Raw genomic sequence first — 14,743 nt, 5'->3', positions numbered from 1 at the left:
GGCCGGGACGTGCTCGGGGCGCCGGGGGGCGGGCACCGGCACCGGCCTGGCGGTGAAGAGCACCGGCCGGCGTTCGGCGGGCAGCGGCCCGCCGGCGGCCCCGGCGGAGGCGGAGGCGCCGGAGCGGTAGGTGCCGGAGACGTAGGCGGCCTTGAAGCGGACCATCTCGTCGGTGCCGAACTTCAGGTAGCCCGAACCGGGCACCGACGGCAGGTGGTACGCGTCCGGCACGCCCAGCGCCGCGCGGGACTCGGCCGCGGAGAAGGTGCGCAGACCGATCCGGTACGACAGATAGGTCTCCAGGCCCCGCAGCCGGCCCTCCTCCAGACGCTGCGAGGCCAGCAGCAGGTGCACGCCCAGCGAACGGCCGATGCGGCCGATCTGGATGAACATGTCGATGAAGTCCGGCTTGGCCGTGAGCAGTTCGCTGAACTCGTCGATGACCAGCACCAGCGAGGGCAGCGGGATCAGCGGGGCGCCCGCGGCCCGGGCCCGCTCGTAGTCGTGGATGTTGGCGTAGTTGCCGGCGTCGCGCAGCAGTTCCTGGCGGCGGTTGAGCTCGCCGCGGATGGAGTCGCCCATGCGGTCGACCAGTGAGAGGTCGTCGGCCAGGTTGGTGATGACGGCCGCCACGTGCGGCATCTGTGACATCCCGGCGAAGGTCGCGCCGCCCTTGAAGTCCGCCAGCACGAAGTTCAGCGTCTCCGAGGAGTGCGTGACCGCCAGGCCCAGTACCAGGGTGCGCAGCAGTTCGGACTTGCCCGATCCGGTCGCGCCGACACACAGGCCGTGCGGGCCCATGCCGTCCTGAGCGGCCTCCTTCAGGTCCAGCATGACCGGCTGGCCGGCCTCGCCCACGCCGATGGGCACCCGCAGCCGCTCGGCCGTCGACCGCGGCCGCCAGGTGCGCCGTACGTCGACCGAGGCGGCGTCGCCCAGGCTCAGCAGGTCGGTGAACTCCAGGTTCGCCAGCAGCGGTTCGTCGTCGTCGCCCCCCGTGCCCATGCGCAGCGGGGCGAGCTGGCGGGCCAGCGCCTCGGCGGCCTCCGGGGAGAGGTGGTCGGGCCGGCCCTGGTACACCGCGCCGTGCGGCGACTCCAGCCGCAGTTCGCCGGGGCGTACGACCACCGACAGGCCGCCGCGCGGACTGCCGATGTCACCGGGGACGACCTCGATGACGGTGACCCCCTGCAGCCCCTCGGCGGAGGCCAGCATCGAGTCCGGGGGCACCACGGAGCCGCCGTCCAGCACGACCACCACATGCGGCTGGTCCAGCAGCGGCGGTGCGGAGGAGTTGAAGCGGGGGCGGCCCTCCAGCTTCGCGCCCAGCAGGTGCTCCAGGCCGGCGGGATCGCCCGTGATCAGCCGTCCGCTGCCCGCGCCGTCGGCGACACCCGGGACCTGGACGTGGGGCAGCCACTTGGCCCACTCCCAGCGCTCGGCGCCGTCCCGCCCGGTCACCACGCCGACCACCAGGTCCTCGGGGGAGTGCAGGGTGACCAGGGAGGCGACCATGCCGCGGACGGCACCGTGCACCGACTCCGGGTCGCCGCTCACCGTCAGGTGGTAGAAGGCGCGCAGGGACACGGCCATCGGCAGGTTCGCGACGGTGCCCTGCGTCTGCAGGAACTGGTGCATCGCACCGGCCGTCAGCGGCTCCAGTTCGTCCACCGGCGCCGTCTCCGGAGCCACCAGAGGGGTGGCGAGCCTCTGCTCGCCCAGGCCGACACGCACATGCACGAAGTCGTCGTCACTCGCGCGCCGTTCCCACACCCGGCTGGGCGCCTCCCCGGCGAAGCGCGGGGAGGACTCGGCGACCAGGGTCCACAGCTGGTCCGGCGAGGGGTGCAGGTAGTACTGCGCGTCCCGCTGCATCCGCGCCGTTCTGCGGACCCTGCGCCTGGTCTGCGCCAGGTACTTGAGGTAGTCGCGGCGCATCTGGGCCATCTCGCCCTGCGTGCCCCGCCGGTACCGCACGATGGTGGCGACGAGCATGGCCAGGGTGGACGCGATCATGATCACGCCCATGATGCGCATGAAGGGATGCGCGTTCGGCATGAAGAAGAAGACCACCGAACCGCCCATGCCCAGCATCGGCAGAAGCTGGAACAGCACGCTCTCCTGCTGCCCGCGCGGGAGTTCGGGCGGGGGTTCGAGCCTCAGATCCTCGCCGGGCACGCTGGGCGGCAGCACCCGCGGCGGACGCTTGACGACGATCTGGCTCACGGAAGCATCAATCCCTCGGGCAGAGCGGGACGGTGGTGTGCCTGCCGACGCCCCCGTGGCGACGGACCCCGTCCGCGCGGGGCGATACTACTGGCAGCCGGTGATTCCGAGGGGCGGTAGGGTGGCGCGCGGCGTATGCGTGGCGTGAGCGGCCGGCCAGGGGTGAAGAGCCGCGGGAGAACGCGGAGTTCCGGCAAGAAGGCCCGTGCGCATCGTGTGGAGCCAGTGAGCCAGTGAGCAGCCCACGAGGGGGATCTCAAGGTGAGTACGACTGCACCGGCAGCCGCCACCGGCTTCTGCCGGGTCACCATCGTCGCGCCCGACAGCCGTATCGATGTGGCCCTCCCCGAGGACGTGCCGGCCGCCGACCTGTACCCCGAGATCCTCCGCCTCAGCGGCCAGGCCTCCGCGGAGGGCGCCCCCGTCGGCTACCACCTGGTGCGCCGCGACGGCGCAGTGCTCGACAGCGCCCGATCCCTGGCGGCCCAGCAGGTCCTGGACGGCGAGGTCCTCAGCCTCCGCCCGTTCGCCGAGTCGCTGCCGCCGGCCGTCTTCGACGACGTCTCCGACGCGGTCGCCTCCGCGGTCTCCAGGGACCGCAGGATGTGGAGCGACGACCTGATGCGCGGCGCCGGGCTGGTCGGCGGCGTGGTGCTGCTGTCGCTCATGGCCTTCGTGCTGTGGTTCGCCGACCCGGTCCGCCACGACATGCACAGCCTGCCGGGCGTCCTCGCCGCCGTGACCGGGGTGCTGCTGATCGCCTTCGCGGCGGTACGGGCCCGGGTGTACGACGACCGGCCCGCCGCGACGGCGCTCGGACTCGCCTCCCTGCCGCACGTGATGATCGCCGGGTCCGGGCTGCTGCCCCTGGCGGACGGCGGCGGCATCGGCAGGCTGCAGTTCCTGCTCGGATGCGTGGCCGTCCTCGTCGCCTCCGTCGCCCTGATCGCCGCCATGCCGGGTGGGGACGGCCCGTTCGTCGCCGCCGCCTTCGCCGCCGCCATCGGCACCCTGGCCACCTTCACCGGCATCCTCGCCGAACTGAGCCCGGTGCAGACCGCGGCCGTGTGCGCCCCCGTGGCGATCGGCGCCATCGCCTTCCTGCCCGCCCTGTCCGCCCGTTTCGCCCGGCTTCCCATCGGCTACAACGCGCCGCGCACCGGCACCATGCGCTACGACGAGGACCCCGACGCCGCCCCCGACACCGCGGGCCCCGTCGACGCGGACCGCGTCGCGGCCCAGGCCCGCCGCGGCCACGAGACGCTGCTCGGCCTCGTCGGCGGCTGCTCGGCCGTAACCGTCGCGTCGGCGGCCGTCCTGGGCTTCTCCGACTCCGGCTGGGGGCAGCTCCTCGCCCTGGCCGCCGGCCTGGCGGCGCTGACGCGCGCCCGCCTGTTCCGCTACACCGCGCAGGTCGCCTGCACCCTCGCCGCCGGACTGGCCGCCCTGTCCCTCCTCGCCCTCGGCCTGGCACTCAACCCGCCCGCCGACCTGGTGGGCGAACTGCTGGCCGGGGACAGCGGCCCGCTGGATCTGCGCACCGTCTGGCTGTCGGCGGCCCTGGCAGGCGCGGCGGCACTGGCCACCGCCATCGGCCTGATCGTGCCGCGGCGCGGTGTCACCCCCTTCTGGGGCCGCTTCCTCGACTTCGCCGAGGGCTTCGTCCTGCTGTCGCTGGTCCCGCTGTGCCTGGCGGTGCTGGACGCCTACTCCGCCGCGCGGAGCATGACCGGCTGAGAGGGGCGTCCGGGCGCGCCGGGGCCGCCCGGCAGCCTCCGGGCCCCGGCGGCGACCTGCGGTGAGCGGCCCGTCGCACGACTGGTAGGGTTGTCGGCGGCCGTTTGTGTACGCGTCTTCCGGTGATCACCTGGAGGCAGCGCCCAGCGGACCCCGCCTCCCGAGTCATGGAAGATCCCCTGCGCGGAAGACCAGGGGCACTCGGTGGCCTCGACGAAGAATCCAAGGAGTATCGCGTGTCGCTCGACGCCGCTACGAAGAAGCAGATCATGGCCGAGTTCGCCACCAAGGAGGGCGACACCGGCTCCCCCGAGGTCCAGGTCGCGCTGCTCACCCGCCGCATCTCGGACCTCACCGAGCACCTGAAGACCCACAAGCACGACCACCACTCCCGCCGGGGCCTGCTGCTCCTGGTCGGCCAGCGCCGCCGCCTGCTGCAGTACCTGGCGAAGAAGGACATCCAGCGCTTCCGCGCGCTGGTCGAGCGCCTGGGCATCCGCCGCGGTGCGGCCGGCGCCCGGTAGTACGCCGTGAGAGGGAGCGGTTCCCGCAAGGGGAACCGCTCCCTTCGCCGTACTCGCGGCGCCTCACAGGCACTCACGGAGGCCGGAAGCTTTGTAGTCTGGTCCCACAACGACAATACGAGAACGAGGCGGAGCGCCTTCACGCCGCCGGTCCTCGGTAGTGGCCCCCGGGCGAAAAGGCCCCGGGAGCTTCGATCGAAGACCGGCCCGTACGGGAAGACGCTCCACCGACACCGTCCGAGCCACACGGGCGCGGACGCAGACGAGGAGAATTCCCTGGTGGAGAACGAGACCCACTACGCCGAGGCCGTCATCGACAACGGATCCTTCGGCACCCGCACCATCCGCTTCGAGACCGGCCGTCTGGCCCGCCAGGCCGCCGGTTCCGCCGTGGCCTACCTGGACGACGACACCATGGTGCTGTCGGCCACCACCGCCTCGAAGCACCCCAAGGAACAGCTGGACTTCTTCCCCCTGACGGTCGACGTCGAGGAGCGGATGTACGCCGCGGGCAAGATCCCCGGCTCCTTCTTCCGCCGCGAGGGGCGCCCGAGTGAGGACGCGATCCTCACCTGCCGCCTGATCGACCGCCCGCTGCGCCCGTCCTTCAAGAAGGGCCTGCGCAACGAGATCCAGATCGTCGAGACGATCATGGCCCTCAACCCCGACCACCTCTACGACGTGGTCGCCATCAACGCCGCCTCCTGCTCCACCCAGCTGGCCGGTCTGCCCTTCTCGGGCCCGATCGGCGGCACCCGCGTCGCCCTGATCCGCGGCCAGTGGGTGGCCTTCCCCACCCACAGCGAGCTGGAGGAGGCCGTCTTCGACATGGTCGTCGCCGGCCGTGTCCTGCCCGACGGCGACGTGGCGATCATGATGGTCGAGGCCGAGGCCACCGAGAAGACCGTCGAGCTGGTCAAGGGTGGCGCCGAGGCGCCGACCGAGGAGGTCGTCGCCGCCGGCCTGGAGGCCGCCAAGCCCTTCATCAAGGCCCTGTGCAAGGCCCAGTCGGACCTGGCCGCCAAGGCCGCCAAGCCGGTCGGCGAGTTCCCGATCTACCTGGACTACCAGGACGACGTGTACGAGGCGCTTCAGACGGCCGTCCGCGACGAGCTGTCCCAGGCGCTGACCATCGCCGGCAAGCAGGAGCGCGAGGCCGAGCTCGACCGCGTCAAGGCGCTGGCCGCCGAGAAGCTGCTGCCGCAGTTCGAGGGGCGCGAGAAGGAGATCTCCGCGGCGTACCGCTCGCTGACCAAGGCCCTGGTCCGCGAGCGCGTCATCAAGGAGAAGAAGCGCATCGACGGCCGCGGGCTGACCGACATCCGAACCCTGGCCGCCGAGGTCGAGGCGATCCCGCGGGTCCACGGCTCGGCGCTGTTCGAGCGGGGCGAGACCCAGATCCTGGGCGTCACCACCCTCAACATGCTCCGCATGGAGCAGCAGCTCGACACCCTCTCGCCGGTGACGCGCAAGCGCTACATGCACAACTACAACTTCCCGCCGTACTCCACCGGCGAGACCGGCCGCGTCGGCTCCCCCAAGCGCCGCGAGATCGGCCACGGCGCGCTGGCCGAGCGGGCGATCGTCCCGGTGCTGCCCACCCGCGAGGAGTTCCCGTACGCCATCCGCCAGGTCTCCGAGGCGCTGGGCTCCAACGGCTCGACGTCCATGGGCTCGGTGTGCGCCTCCACCATGTCGCTGCTGAACGCCGGCGTGCCGCTCAAGGCGCCGGTCGCCGGCATCGCCATGGGCCTGATCTCCCAGGAGATCGAGGGCGAGACCCACTACGTCACCCTCACCGACATCCTCGGTGCGGAGGACGCCTTCGGCGACATGGACTTCAAGGTCGCCGGCACCCGCCAGTTCGTCACCGCCCTCCAGCTCGACACCAAGCTGGACGGCATCCCGGCCTCCGTGCTGGCCGCGGCCCTCAAGCAGGCCCGCGACGCCCGTCTGCACATCCTGGACGTGATGAGCGAGGCCATCGACGTCCCGGACGAGATGTCCCCCAACGCGCCGCGGATCATCACCGTGAAGATCCCGGTCGACAAGATCGGCGAGGTCATCGGCCCCAAGGGCAAGATGATCAACCAGATCCAGGAGGACACCGGCGCCGACATCACCATCGAGGACGACGGCACCATCTACATCGGTGCCGCCGACGGCCCGGCCGCCGAGGCCGCCCGCGCCACGATCAACGGCATCGCCAACCCGACGATGCCCGAGGTCGGCGAGCGGTACCTGGGCACGGTCGTGAAGACCACCACCTTCGGAGCCTTCGTCTCCCTGCTCCCGGGCAAGGACGGCCTGCTGCACATCTCGCAGATCCGCAAGCTCGCCGGCGGCAAGCGCGTGGAGAACGTCGAGGACGTGCTGGGGGTCGGCCAGAAGGTCCAGGTCGAGATCGCCGAGATCGACCAGCGCGGCAAGCTGTCGCTGATCCCGGTCCTCGAGGAGGACGAGAAGGAAGGCGACGAGACCACCGACGCGAAGGACACCGCGACCAAGTGACGCGCACGCCCCGTACGACGGCCCGCCCCACCGCCCCGGTGGGGCGGGCCGTCGCCCGTCCTCATCACGCCCCCCGCCCGGCCGCCGGACCCGCCTTCGGGCGCTGGTCCCCGTCCGCCACCACGGCCGGAAACGGCGCGGGCACCGTCCGCAAGACCGTGCTCCCCGGGGGTCTGCGGGTCGTCACCGAGTCGGTGCCGACCGTCCGCTCCGCCACCTTCGGCATCTGGGCGCGGGTCGGCTCCCGCGACGAGACGCCCACGCTCAACGGCGCCACCCACTACCTGGAGCATCTGCTCTTCAAGGGCACCGGACGGCGCAGCGCCCTGGACATCTCCGCGGAGATCGACGCGGTCGGCGGCGAGATGAACGCCTTCACGGCGAAGGAGTTCACCTGCTACTACGCCCGGGTCCTGGACACCGACCTGCCGCTGGCGGTCGACGTCGTCTGCGACATGCTGACCGGCTCACTGATCCGCTCCGAGGACGTCGACGCCGAGCGCAACGTCGTCCTGGAGGAGATCGCCATGACCGAGGACGATCCCGGGGACTGCGTCCACGACCTGTTCGCCAGGACCATGCTCGGCGACACCCCGCTGGGCCGCCCGGTCCTGGGCACGACCGACACCATCAACGCCCTCACCCGCGACCAGATCGCCCGCTTCTACCGCCGGCACTACGACCCCACCCACCTGGTCGTCGCCGCCGCCGGCAACCTCGACCACGACACGGTCGTACGCCAGGTGCGCGAGGCCTTCGAACGGGCGGGCGCCCTGGGCCGCACCGACGCCGAGCCCGTCGCACCCCGGAGCGGCTCGCGCCGCATCCGCACCGCGGGCCGCGTCGATCTGCTGGACCGTGCCACCGAGCAGGCCCACGTCATCCTCGGCATGCCCGGGCTGTCCCGCACCGACGAGCGCCGCTGGGCGCTCGGAGTGCTCAGCGCGGCCCTGGGCGGCGGCATGAGCTCCCGGCTGTTCCAGGAGGTGCGCGAGAAGCGCGGACTGGCCTACAGCGTGTACTCCTACACCTCCGGCTTCGCCGACTGCGGTCTGTTCGGCGTGTACGTGGGCTGCCGCCCCAACCTGGTCCACGACGTGCTGAAGATCTGCCGCGACGAGCTCGACCACGTCGCCTCGCACGGCCTGGGGGACGAGGAGCTGCGCCGTGCGATCGGCCAGGTCTCCGGCTCCACGGTCATGGGCCTGGAGGACACCGGCGCGCTGATGAACCACATCGGCAAGGGCGAGCTGTGCTGGGGCGAGCAGCTGTCGGTCGACGGGATGCTCGCGAAGATCGCCTCTGTCACCCCCGACGACATCCGCTCGGTGGCCCGCGAGATCCTGGGGTGGCGGCCCTCGCTGTCGGTCATCGGGCCGCTGACCGACCGGCAGAGCGCACGCCTGGACGAAGCCGTCGCCTGACCGCAGGCCCGCCCGGCCTGGCCGACCTGCCCGACCCGGGCCCCGCCGGGCCCGTACCCGTGAAAGGGAACACGCACATGAGCAAGCTCCGCGTAGCAGTCCTCGGCGCGAAGGGCCGCATCGGCTCCGAGGCGGCCCGCTCCGTGGAGGGCGCCGACGACATGGAGCTCGTCGCCGCCCTGGACAAGGACGACTCCCTGGAGGCGCTCACCGAGGCGGGCGCCCAGGTCGCGGTGGACCTGACGCACCCCGACGCGGTGATGGGCAACCTCGAGTTCTGCGTCGGCCACGGCATCCACGGCGTCGTCGGCACCACGGGCTGGAACGACGAGCGTCTCGGCAAGCTGCGCACCTGGCTGGAGGCGTCCCCGGGCACCGGAGTGCTGGTCGCGCCGAACTTCTCCATCGGCGCCGTGCTGACCATGCGCTTCGCCCGTCAGGCCGCCCGATTCTTCGAGTCCGCCGAGGTCGTCGAACTGCACCACCCGAACAAGGCCGACGCGCCCTCCGGCACCGCCACCCGCACCGCCCGGCTCATCGCCGAGGCGCGGGCCGAGGCGGGCTGCCCGGCGCAGCCGGACGCCACCACCTCCGCCCTCGACGGCGCCCGCGGCGCGGACGTGGACGGAATCCCGGTGCACGCGGTGCGGCTGCGCGGGCTGCTGGCGCACCAGGAGGTCCTCTTCGGCGACACCGGCGAGACCCTCACCATCCGCCACGACTCGCTGCACCACAGCAGCTTCATGCCCGGCATCCTGCTGGGAGTGCGCCGTGTGACGGACACCCCCGGCCTCACCGTGGGGCTGGAGCACTTCATGGACCTGGACTGAGACACATGGGCGGAAAGATCACCTACGCCTTCCTCGCCGTCTCGCTGGTCGCCGTCTTCGCGGTGGTGGCCATGCAGGGCGTGCTGCTGCTGAGGACGGGCGAGCCGGCCGCGATGGGGATGGGGGTCGTCGCCTTCGTCCTCCCGTGCGTCGGCGCCTGGTTCCTGTGGCACAACACCCGCTTCGCGCGGAACGCCGGCCGTCTGGCGCGTGAACTGGAGGCCGAGGGCGGGCTGCCGCAGGACGGGCCCGCGCGGACGGCGGGCGGACGGGTGGACAAGGCGTCGGCGGACGAGGTCTTCGCCCGGCGCAGGGAGGAGACCGAGGCAGCCCCGGAGGACTGGCGCTGCTGGTTCCGGCTGGCCGTGGCCTACCACGACGCCCGGGACACCCCGCGGGCCCGCAAGGCCATGCAGCGCGCCATCGCGCTGCACGACGGCAGGCCCGTGCGGGAGACCGCCGCCTGAACGGAGCCCGCCGCCCCAGGGCCCGCCGCATCGGAGTGGGCTAGGGGCGGCGGTTCTCCGCGGCCCAGCCCTCGACCACGTCCGCCGCCTGGTCGAAGGAGTCGGGGCGGGACAGGAAGTCGGCGTTGTGGTCGGTCAGCACCGGCCTCAGCGCCTCGCCGCGCCGCGGTTCGACGAGCAGGGCCTGCCCCTGCACGGTCCGCGGCAGGCCCAGCCATTTCACCGGCTGCTGCACGGTGCGCACGGCCGAGACCTCGCGCCAGGACAGCGTCGTGGTCGAGACCAGACCCACCTGGCGTATCCCGCGGGCGCTGACCCACACCCCCATCCGCAGCAGCCGCAGCGCGTACGCGATCACCAGCGCCGCCACCAGCAGGCACACGGCCGCCTCCGCGGCGGCGCCCGCCATGGCGATGATCAGGGTGGACATCAGCATGTAGGCGGCGAGCAGCAGCGCCAGCGCCGCCCCGGCGACCCGCCAGGGGCCCGGCCGGTACGGTCGACGCCATCTCTCCCGCTCCTCGTACGGCAGCGGTGCGTCGGAGGCGGTGGCGTCCAGTTCGCCGTCGGCCGTCAGGAAGTGCAGTGGCACGGGATCCTCGCTCACGGACACAGTGGGTGGGGGCCTGTGAGCGAGGAGATTATCAGCGGCTCTCGGCGGCGGTCGGCTGGTCCGGCCTGCCGTCCTGCGGCCGGGGGGTCTCCAGGGCAGGCATCCCCAGAAGCAGGGATCCCACGAGGCCGGCGACCACGACCACCCCCAGCAGCACGCGACCGGCCACGTCCGCCCTCGACGGGCGGCGGCGCGGGGGAGTGACGTTACTGCGGAAGTGCCCGGAGTCGGCGACGAAGGCGAAGGGCACGGACTCCTCGCGGCGGACCATCTGCTGCTGCTCCTTCAAGAGTGATCTGTACTGCCACGGGGAGAACGCCCAGGCGTCCGGTCAAGTGCCCGTTTTCTACTGCTTGCGGAAGAATATCAGCGACTGTGCCCGCCGCCGTGCCGGCGGAGGCGGGCCGAGGGGGCGAGGTCGCCCCTCGGTTCGCCCCCGCCATAGGCTGTGCGCCGCCCCGACTTCCCGCGTGGCACGACCGAAAGGATTCCCGGTGTCCGACGCCCCCGACATCCGCTTCCGCAGTGACATGACCGTCGAGCTGGTCAAACACTCGGCCGCAGACACCGACGTGCTATGGGCGGCGCGGGTCTCCACCGCGGGTGAGCAGTCCCTGGAGGAGCTGGAGAAGGATCCGCAGCGCTCCAGGGGACTGATCAACTTCCTGATGCGCGACCGGCACGGCAGCCCGTTCGAGCACAACTCGATGACCTTCTTCATCAGCGCGCCGCTGTTCGTCTTCCGCGAGTTCCACCGTCACAGGGCCGGCTGGAGCTACAACGAGGAGAGCGGCAGGTACCGGGAGCTGGAGCCCGTCTTCTACGTGCCGGACACCTCCCGCAAGCTGGTGCAGGAGGGGCGTCCGGGCAAGTACCGGTTCGTCGAGGGCACGGCCGAGCAGCACAGGGGCACCGTCCGCACCCTCGAGGACAGCTACCGCCGCTCCTACGAGGCGTACCAGGAGATGCTGGACGCCGGCATCGCCCGCGAGGTCGCCCGCGCGGCCCTTCCGGTCGGCCTCTACTCCTCGATGTACGCCACCTGCAACGCCCGGTCGCTGATGCACTTCCTGGGGCTGCGCACCCGGCACGAACTGGCGAAGGTGCCCTCCTTCCCGCAGCGGGAGATCGAGATGGTCGCCGAGCGGATGGAGGAGCACTGGGCCGGTCTCATGCCGTTGACGCACGAGGCGTTCAACGCCAACGGGCGGGTCGCCCCGTAGCACACGGGCCGCTGCGACATATGCCCGGATTGCGGCCTTTGGGAATGTTCGTCTACGCTTTTCTCACGGACCCGGCACTGTCTGAACCCCCGAGCGGACAGTGCCGGGCTCCTCAACCGCCTCCCGAGGGCGCGCCGGACCTCAGGCTGCGAGTAGCGTGGGACCTATGGCTCCGACCTCCACACCGCAGACGCCCTTCGGGCGGGTCCTGACCGCGATGGTCACGCCGTTCACCGCGGACGGCGATCTCGACCTCGACGGCGCGCAGCAGCTCGCCGTCCACCTGGTGGACGCCGGCAACGACGGCATCGTCGTCAACGGCACCACCGGTGAGTCCCCGACCACCAGCGATGCGGAGAAAGCCCAGCTCGTGAGGGCCGTGGTCGAGGCGGTCGGAGACCGCGCCCACGTCGTCGCCGGAGCCGGCACCAACGACACCCGGCACAGCCTGGAACTGGCCCGTGCGGCCGAGCGGGCCGGCGCCCACGGCCTGCTGGCCGTCACGCCGTACTACAGCAAGCCCCCGCAGGAGGGCCTGTACCGGCACTTCACCGCCATCGCCGACGCCACCGGCCTGCCGGTCATGCTCTACGACATCCCGGGCCGCAGCGGCGTCCCCATCAACACCGAGACCATCGTCCGGCTGGCCGAGCACCCCAGGATCGTCGCCAACAAGGACGCCAAGGGCGACCTGGGGCGGGCGAGCTGGGCCATCGCCACCAGCGGACTGGCCTGGTACAGCGGCGACGACATGCTCAACCTCCCGCTGCTGTCCGTCGGTGCCGTCGGTTTCGTCTCGGTCGTCGGCCACGTGGTCGCCCCCGAACTGCGCGCTCTGCTGGACGCCCACCTCAGTGGCGACGTGACCAAGGCGACGGAGATCCACCAGAAGCTGCTGCCGGTCTTCACCGGTATGTTCCGCACCCAGGGTGTGATCACCACCAAGGCCGCTCTCGCACTCCAGGGGCTGCCGGCCGGCCCCCTTCGCATGCCGCTCGTCGAGCTGACCCCGGAGGAGACCGAGCAGCTCAAGCGCGATCTCGCCGCCGGCGGGGTACAGCTCTGAAACAGACTTCACAACTGGATACGGACCAACAACTGCAAGTGCACGACGATCGCGCGCCACGTGCCCGCCAGGGTGCGTGGCGCGCGTGGTGAGGAGAGACTTTTGAGTCACCCGCATCCCGAACTCGGCCCGCCGCCGCCACTGCCCGAAGGCGGCCTGCGCGTCACCCCGCTGGGCGGCCTGGGGGAGATCGGCCGCAACATGACCGTCTTCGAGTACGGCGGCCGGCTGCTCATCGTCGACTGCGGCGTCCTCTTCCCCGAGGAGGAGCAGCCCGGAGTCGACCTGATCCTCCCGGACTTCAGCTCCGTGCGGGACCGGCTGGAGGACATCGACGGCATCGTCCTGACCCACGGCCACGAGGACCACATCGGCGGCGTCCCGTACCTGCTGAGGGAGAAGCCGGACATCCCGCTGATCGGCTCCAAGCTGACCCTGGCCCTGATCGAGGCCAAGCTCCAGGAGCACCGCATCCGTCCCTACACCCTCGAGGTGACCGAGGGCGACCGCGAGCGCATCGGCCCCTTCGACTGCGAGTTCGTGGCGGTCAACCACTCCATCCCGGACGCCCTGGCCGTCGCCGTCCGCACCCCCGCGGGCATGGCCGTGCACACCGGCGACTTCAAGATGGACCAGCTTCCGCTGGACCGACGCCTCACCGACCTGCGCGCCTTCGCGCGTCTGGGCGAGGAGGGCATCGATCTGCTGCTGTCGGACTCCACGAACGCCGAGGTGCCGGGCTTCACCCCGCACGAGCGCGACATCTCCCAGGTGCTGCGCCAGGTGTTCGCCGGAGCGCAGAGGCGCATCATCGTGGCGAGCTTCGCCAGTCACGTCCACCGCATCCAGCAGATCCTCGACGCGGCCCACGAGTACGGCCGCCGTGTCGCCTTCGTCGGCCGCTCGATGGTCCGGAACATGGGCATCGCCCGGGACCTGGGCTACCTAAAGGTGCCCGCGGGGCTGGTCGTGGACGTCAAGACGCTGGACGACCTGCCGGACGACGAGGTGGTGCTCGTCTGCACCGGGTCGCAGGGCGAGCCGATGGCGGCGCTGTCGCGGATGGCCAACCGCGACCACCAGATCCGCATCGTCCCCGGCGACACGGTGATCCTGGCCTCCTCGCTGATCCCGGGCAACGAGAACGCGGTCTACCGGGTGATCAACGGGCTGACCCGCTGGGGCGCCAACGTCGTCCACAAGGGCAACGCCAAAGTCCACGTCTCCGGCCATGCATCGGCCGGCGAACTGCTGTACTTCTACAACATCTGCCGACCGAAGAACCTGATGCCCGTCCACGGCGAGTGGCGCCATCTGCGCGCCAACGCGGAACTGGGCGCGCAGACCGGTGTACCCAAGGACCACATCGTGATCGCCGAGGACGGCGTGGTGGTCGACCTGGTCGACGGCAGGGCCAAGATCGTCGGAAAGGTCCAGGCGGGCTACGTATACGTCGACGGCCTGTCGGTCGGTGATGTCACCGAGTCGTCGCTGAAGGACCGCAGGATCCTGGGCGAGGAGGGGATCATCTCGATCTTCGTGGTGGTGGACAGCACCACAGGCAAGATCACGGGTGGTCCGCACATCCAGTCCCGGGGTTCCGGTATCGACGACAAGGACTTCGAGACGGTGATCCCCAAGATCGACGAGGTCCTGGCCAAGTCGGCCCAGGACGGCATCTCCGAGCCGCACCAGGTGCAGCAGCTCGTCCGCCGTGTGGTGGGCAGGTGGGTGTCGGACAACTACCGCCGCCGGCCCATGATCCTCCCCGTGGTCGTCGAGGTCTGAGGCTCAACCAGGAGCGGGGTACCCGGATTTGCATCCGGGCGCCCCGCTCCAGTACGTTTAGGGCTCCATCGAACGGGAACCGGAAGCAGTCTTGCACTGGCAGGTTCCCGGCAGCCGGAATCAGTGAACGGGACGGAAACGGACCGGAAAATGATTCTGGTAAGGTTGGAAACACCGAAGGGAAGCGCCCGGAGGGGCCCCGGAAGGGGTGCCGATGGAAGCGTCCGTTCCTTGAGAACTCAACAGCGTGCCAAAAGTCAACGCCAGATATGTTGATACCCCGTTCCCGGGCCGGTACGGCCGGGGGATGAGGTTCCTTTGAAACACACACAGC

General features: G+C 71.1%; 12 protein-coding genes. 9 read left to right on the top strand and 3 right to left on the bottom strand.

All coding sequences use genetic code 11. The features are described from left to right. A partial coding sequence (eccCa, locus tag L7D48_RS15735) for a type VII secretion protein EccCa (protein WP_237880067.1) occupies positions 1–2,226 on the bottom strand: 2,226 nt, incomplete at its 3' end. A gap of 261 nt (positions 2,227–2,487) precedes the next feature. Between eccCa and eccD the strand changes: the two genes are divergently transcribed. From eccD to L7D48_RS15705, 6 genes are all read left to right on the top strand, one after another. Continuing rightward, positions 2,488–3,963, top strand: coding sequence for a type VII secretion integral membrane protein EccD (eccD, locus tag L7D48_RS15730; RefSeq protein WP_237880066.1), 1,476 nt, complete (start codon positions 2,488–2,490; stop codon positions 3,961–3,963). A 236-nt stretch (positions 3,964–4,199) separates the two neighbouring features. Continuing rightward, positions 4,200–4,487 (top strand): 30S ribosomal protein S15, encoded by a 288-nt coding sequence (rpsO, locus tag L7D48_RS15725; RefSeq protein ID WP_162466452.1) that lies wholly within the window; start codon positions 4,200–4,202, stop codon positions 4,485–4,487. Positions 4,488–4,766: 279 nt separating this feature from the next. Beyond that, complete coding sequence (locus L7D48_RS15720) at positions 4,767–6,998, top strand: polyribonucleotide nucleotidyltransferase (protein ID WP_237880065.1); 2,232 nt, start codon at positions 4,767–4,769, stop codon at positions 6,996–6,998. Next, positions 6,995–8,422, top strand: a complete 1,428-nt coding sequence (locus L7D48_RS15715; protein WP_237880064.1) for a pitrilysin family protein — start codon at positions 6,995–6,997, stop codon at positions 8,420–8,422. Before L7D48_RS15720 ends, L7D48_RS15715 begins: the two co-directional genes overlap by 4 nt. A 77-nt stretch (positions 8,423–8,499) precedes the next feature. Further along, positions 8,500–9,252: a 4-hydroxy-tetrahydrodipicolinate reductase gene (gene dapB / locus L7D48_RS15710; protein ID WP_237880063.1), complete on the top strand. Its 753-nt coding sequence runs from the start codon at positions 8,500–8,502 to the stop codon at positions 9,250–9,252. A gap of 5 nt (positions 9,253–9,257) precedes the next feature. Next, positions 9,258–9,719, top strand: a complete 462-nt coding sequence (locus L7D48_RS15705; RefSeq protein ID WP_237880062.1) for a hypothetical protein — start codon at positions 9,258–9,260, stop codon at positions 9,717–9,719. 40 nt (positions 9,720–9,759) lie between these two features. On the opposite strand, the gene L7D48_RS15700 is transcribed toward L7D48_RS15705, so the two are convergent. Continuing rightward, entirely contained in the window at positions 9,760–10,311 is a 552-nt protein-coding gene (locus tag L7D48_RS15700) for a hypothetical protein (RefSeq protein WP_237880070.1), read from the bottom strand. A gap of 52 nt (positions 10,312–10,363) precedes the next feature. Beyond that, a complete protein-coding gene (locus tag L7D48_RS15695) occupies positions 10,364–10,603 on the bottom strand; it encodes a hypothetical protein (protein WP_237880069.1) in 240 nt (79 codons plus the stop codon). A gap of 259 nt (positions 10,604–10,862) precedes the next feature. On the opposite strand from L7D48_RS15695, the gene thyX reads away from it, so the two are divergent. From thyX to L7D48_RS15680, 3 genes are all read left to right on the top strand, one after another. After that, positions 10,863–11,555 (top strand): FAD-dependent thymidylate synthase, encoded by a 693-nt coding sequence (gene thyX / locus L7D48_RS15690; RefSeq protein WP_237880068.1) that lies wholly within the window; start codon positions 10,863–10,865, stop codon positions 11,553–11,555. 166 nt (positions 11,556–11,721) lie between these two features. Then, positions 11,722–12,621 (top strand): 4-hydroxy-tetrahydrodipicolinate synthase, encoded by a 900-nt coding sequence (gene dapA, locus L7D48_RS15685; RefSeq protein WP_237880061.1) that lies wholly within the window; start codon positions 11,722–11,724, stop codon positions 12,619–12,621. A 102-nt stretch (positions 12,622–12,723) separates the two neighbouring features. Beyond that, positions 12,724–14,409, top strand: a complete 1,686-nt coding sequence (locus L7D48_RS15680) for a ribonuclease J (RefSeq protein WP_237880060.1) — start codon at positions 12,724–12,726, stop codon at positions 14,407–14,409. Positions 14,410–14,743 lie beyond the last annotated feature (334 nt).

The sequence above is a fragment of the Streptomyces sp. ICN903 genome, from assembly GCF_022015835.1.
GTDB classification, from domain to species: domain Bacteria; phylum Actinomycetota; class Actinomycetes; order Streptomycetales; family Streptomycetaceae; genus Streptomyces; species Streptomyces fenghuangensis.
Note: the sequence above shows the minus strand (reverse complement) of the source record. Positions and strands in the feature narration are given on the sequence as shown.

Bases quoted from the DNA above. Each gene is read 5' to 3' on its own strand.
- dapA (WP_237880061.1), top strand. From the start codon at position 11,722: ATGGCTCCGACCTCCACACCGCAGACGCCCTTCGGGCGGGTCCTGACC.
- L7D48_RS15695 (WP_237880069.1), bottom strand. From the start codon at position 10,603: ATGGTCCGCCGCGAGGAGTCCGTGCCCTTCGCCTTCGTCGCCGACTCC.
- L7D48_RS15705 (WP_237880062.1), top strand. From the start codon at position 9,258: ATGGGCGGAAAGATCACCTACGCCTTCCTCGCCGTCTCGCTGGTCGCC.
- dapB (WP_237880063.1), top strand. From the start codon at position 8,500: ATGAGCAAGCTCCGCGTAGCAGTCCTCGGCGCGAAGGGCCGCATCGGC.
- thyX (WP_237880068.1), top strand. From the start codon at position 10,863: ATGACCGTCGAGCTGGTCAAACACTCGGCCGCAGACACCGACGTGCTA.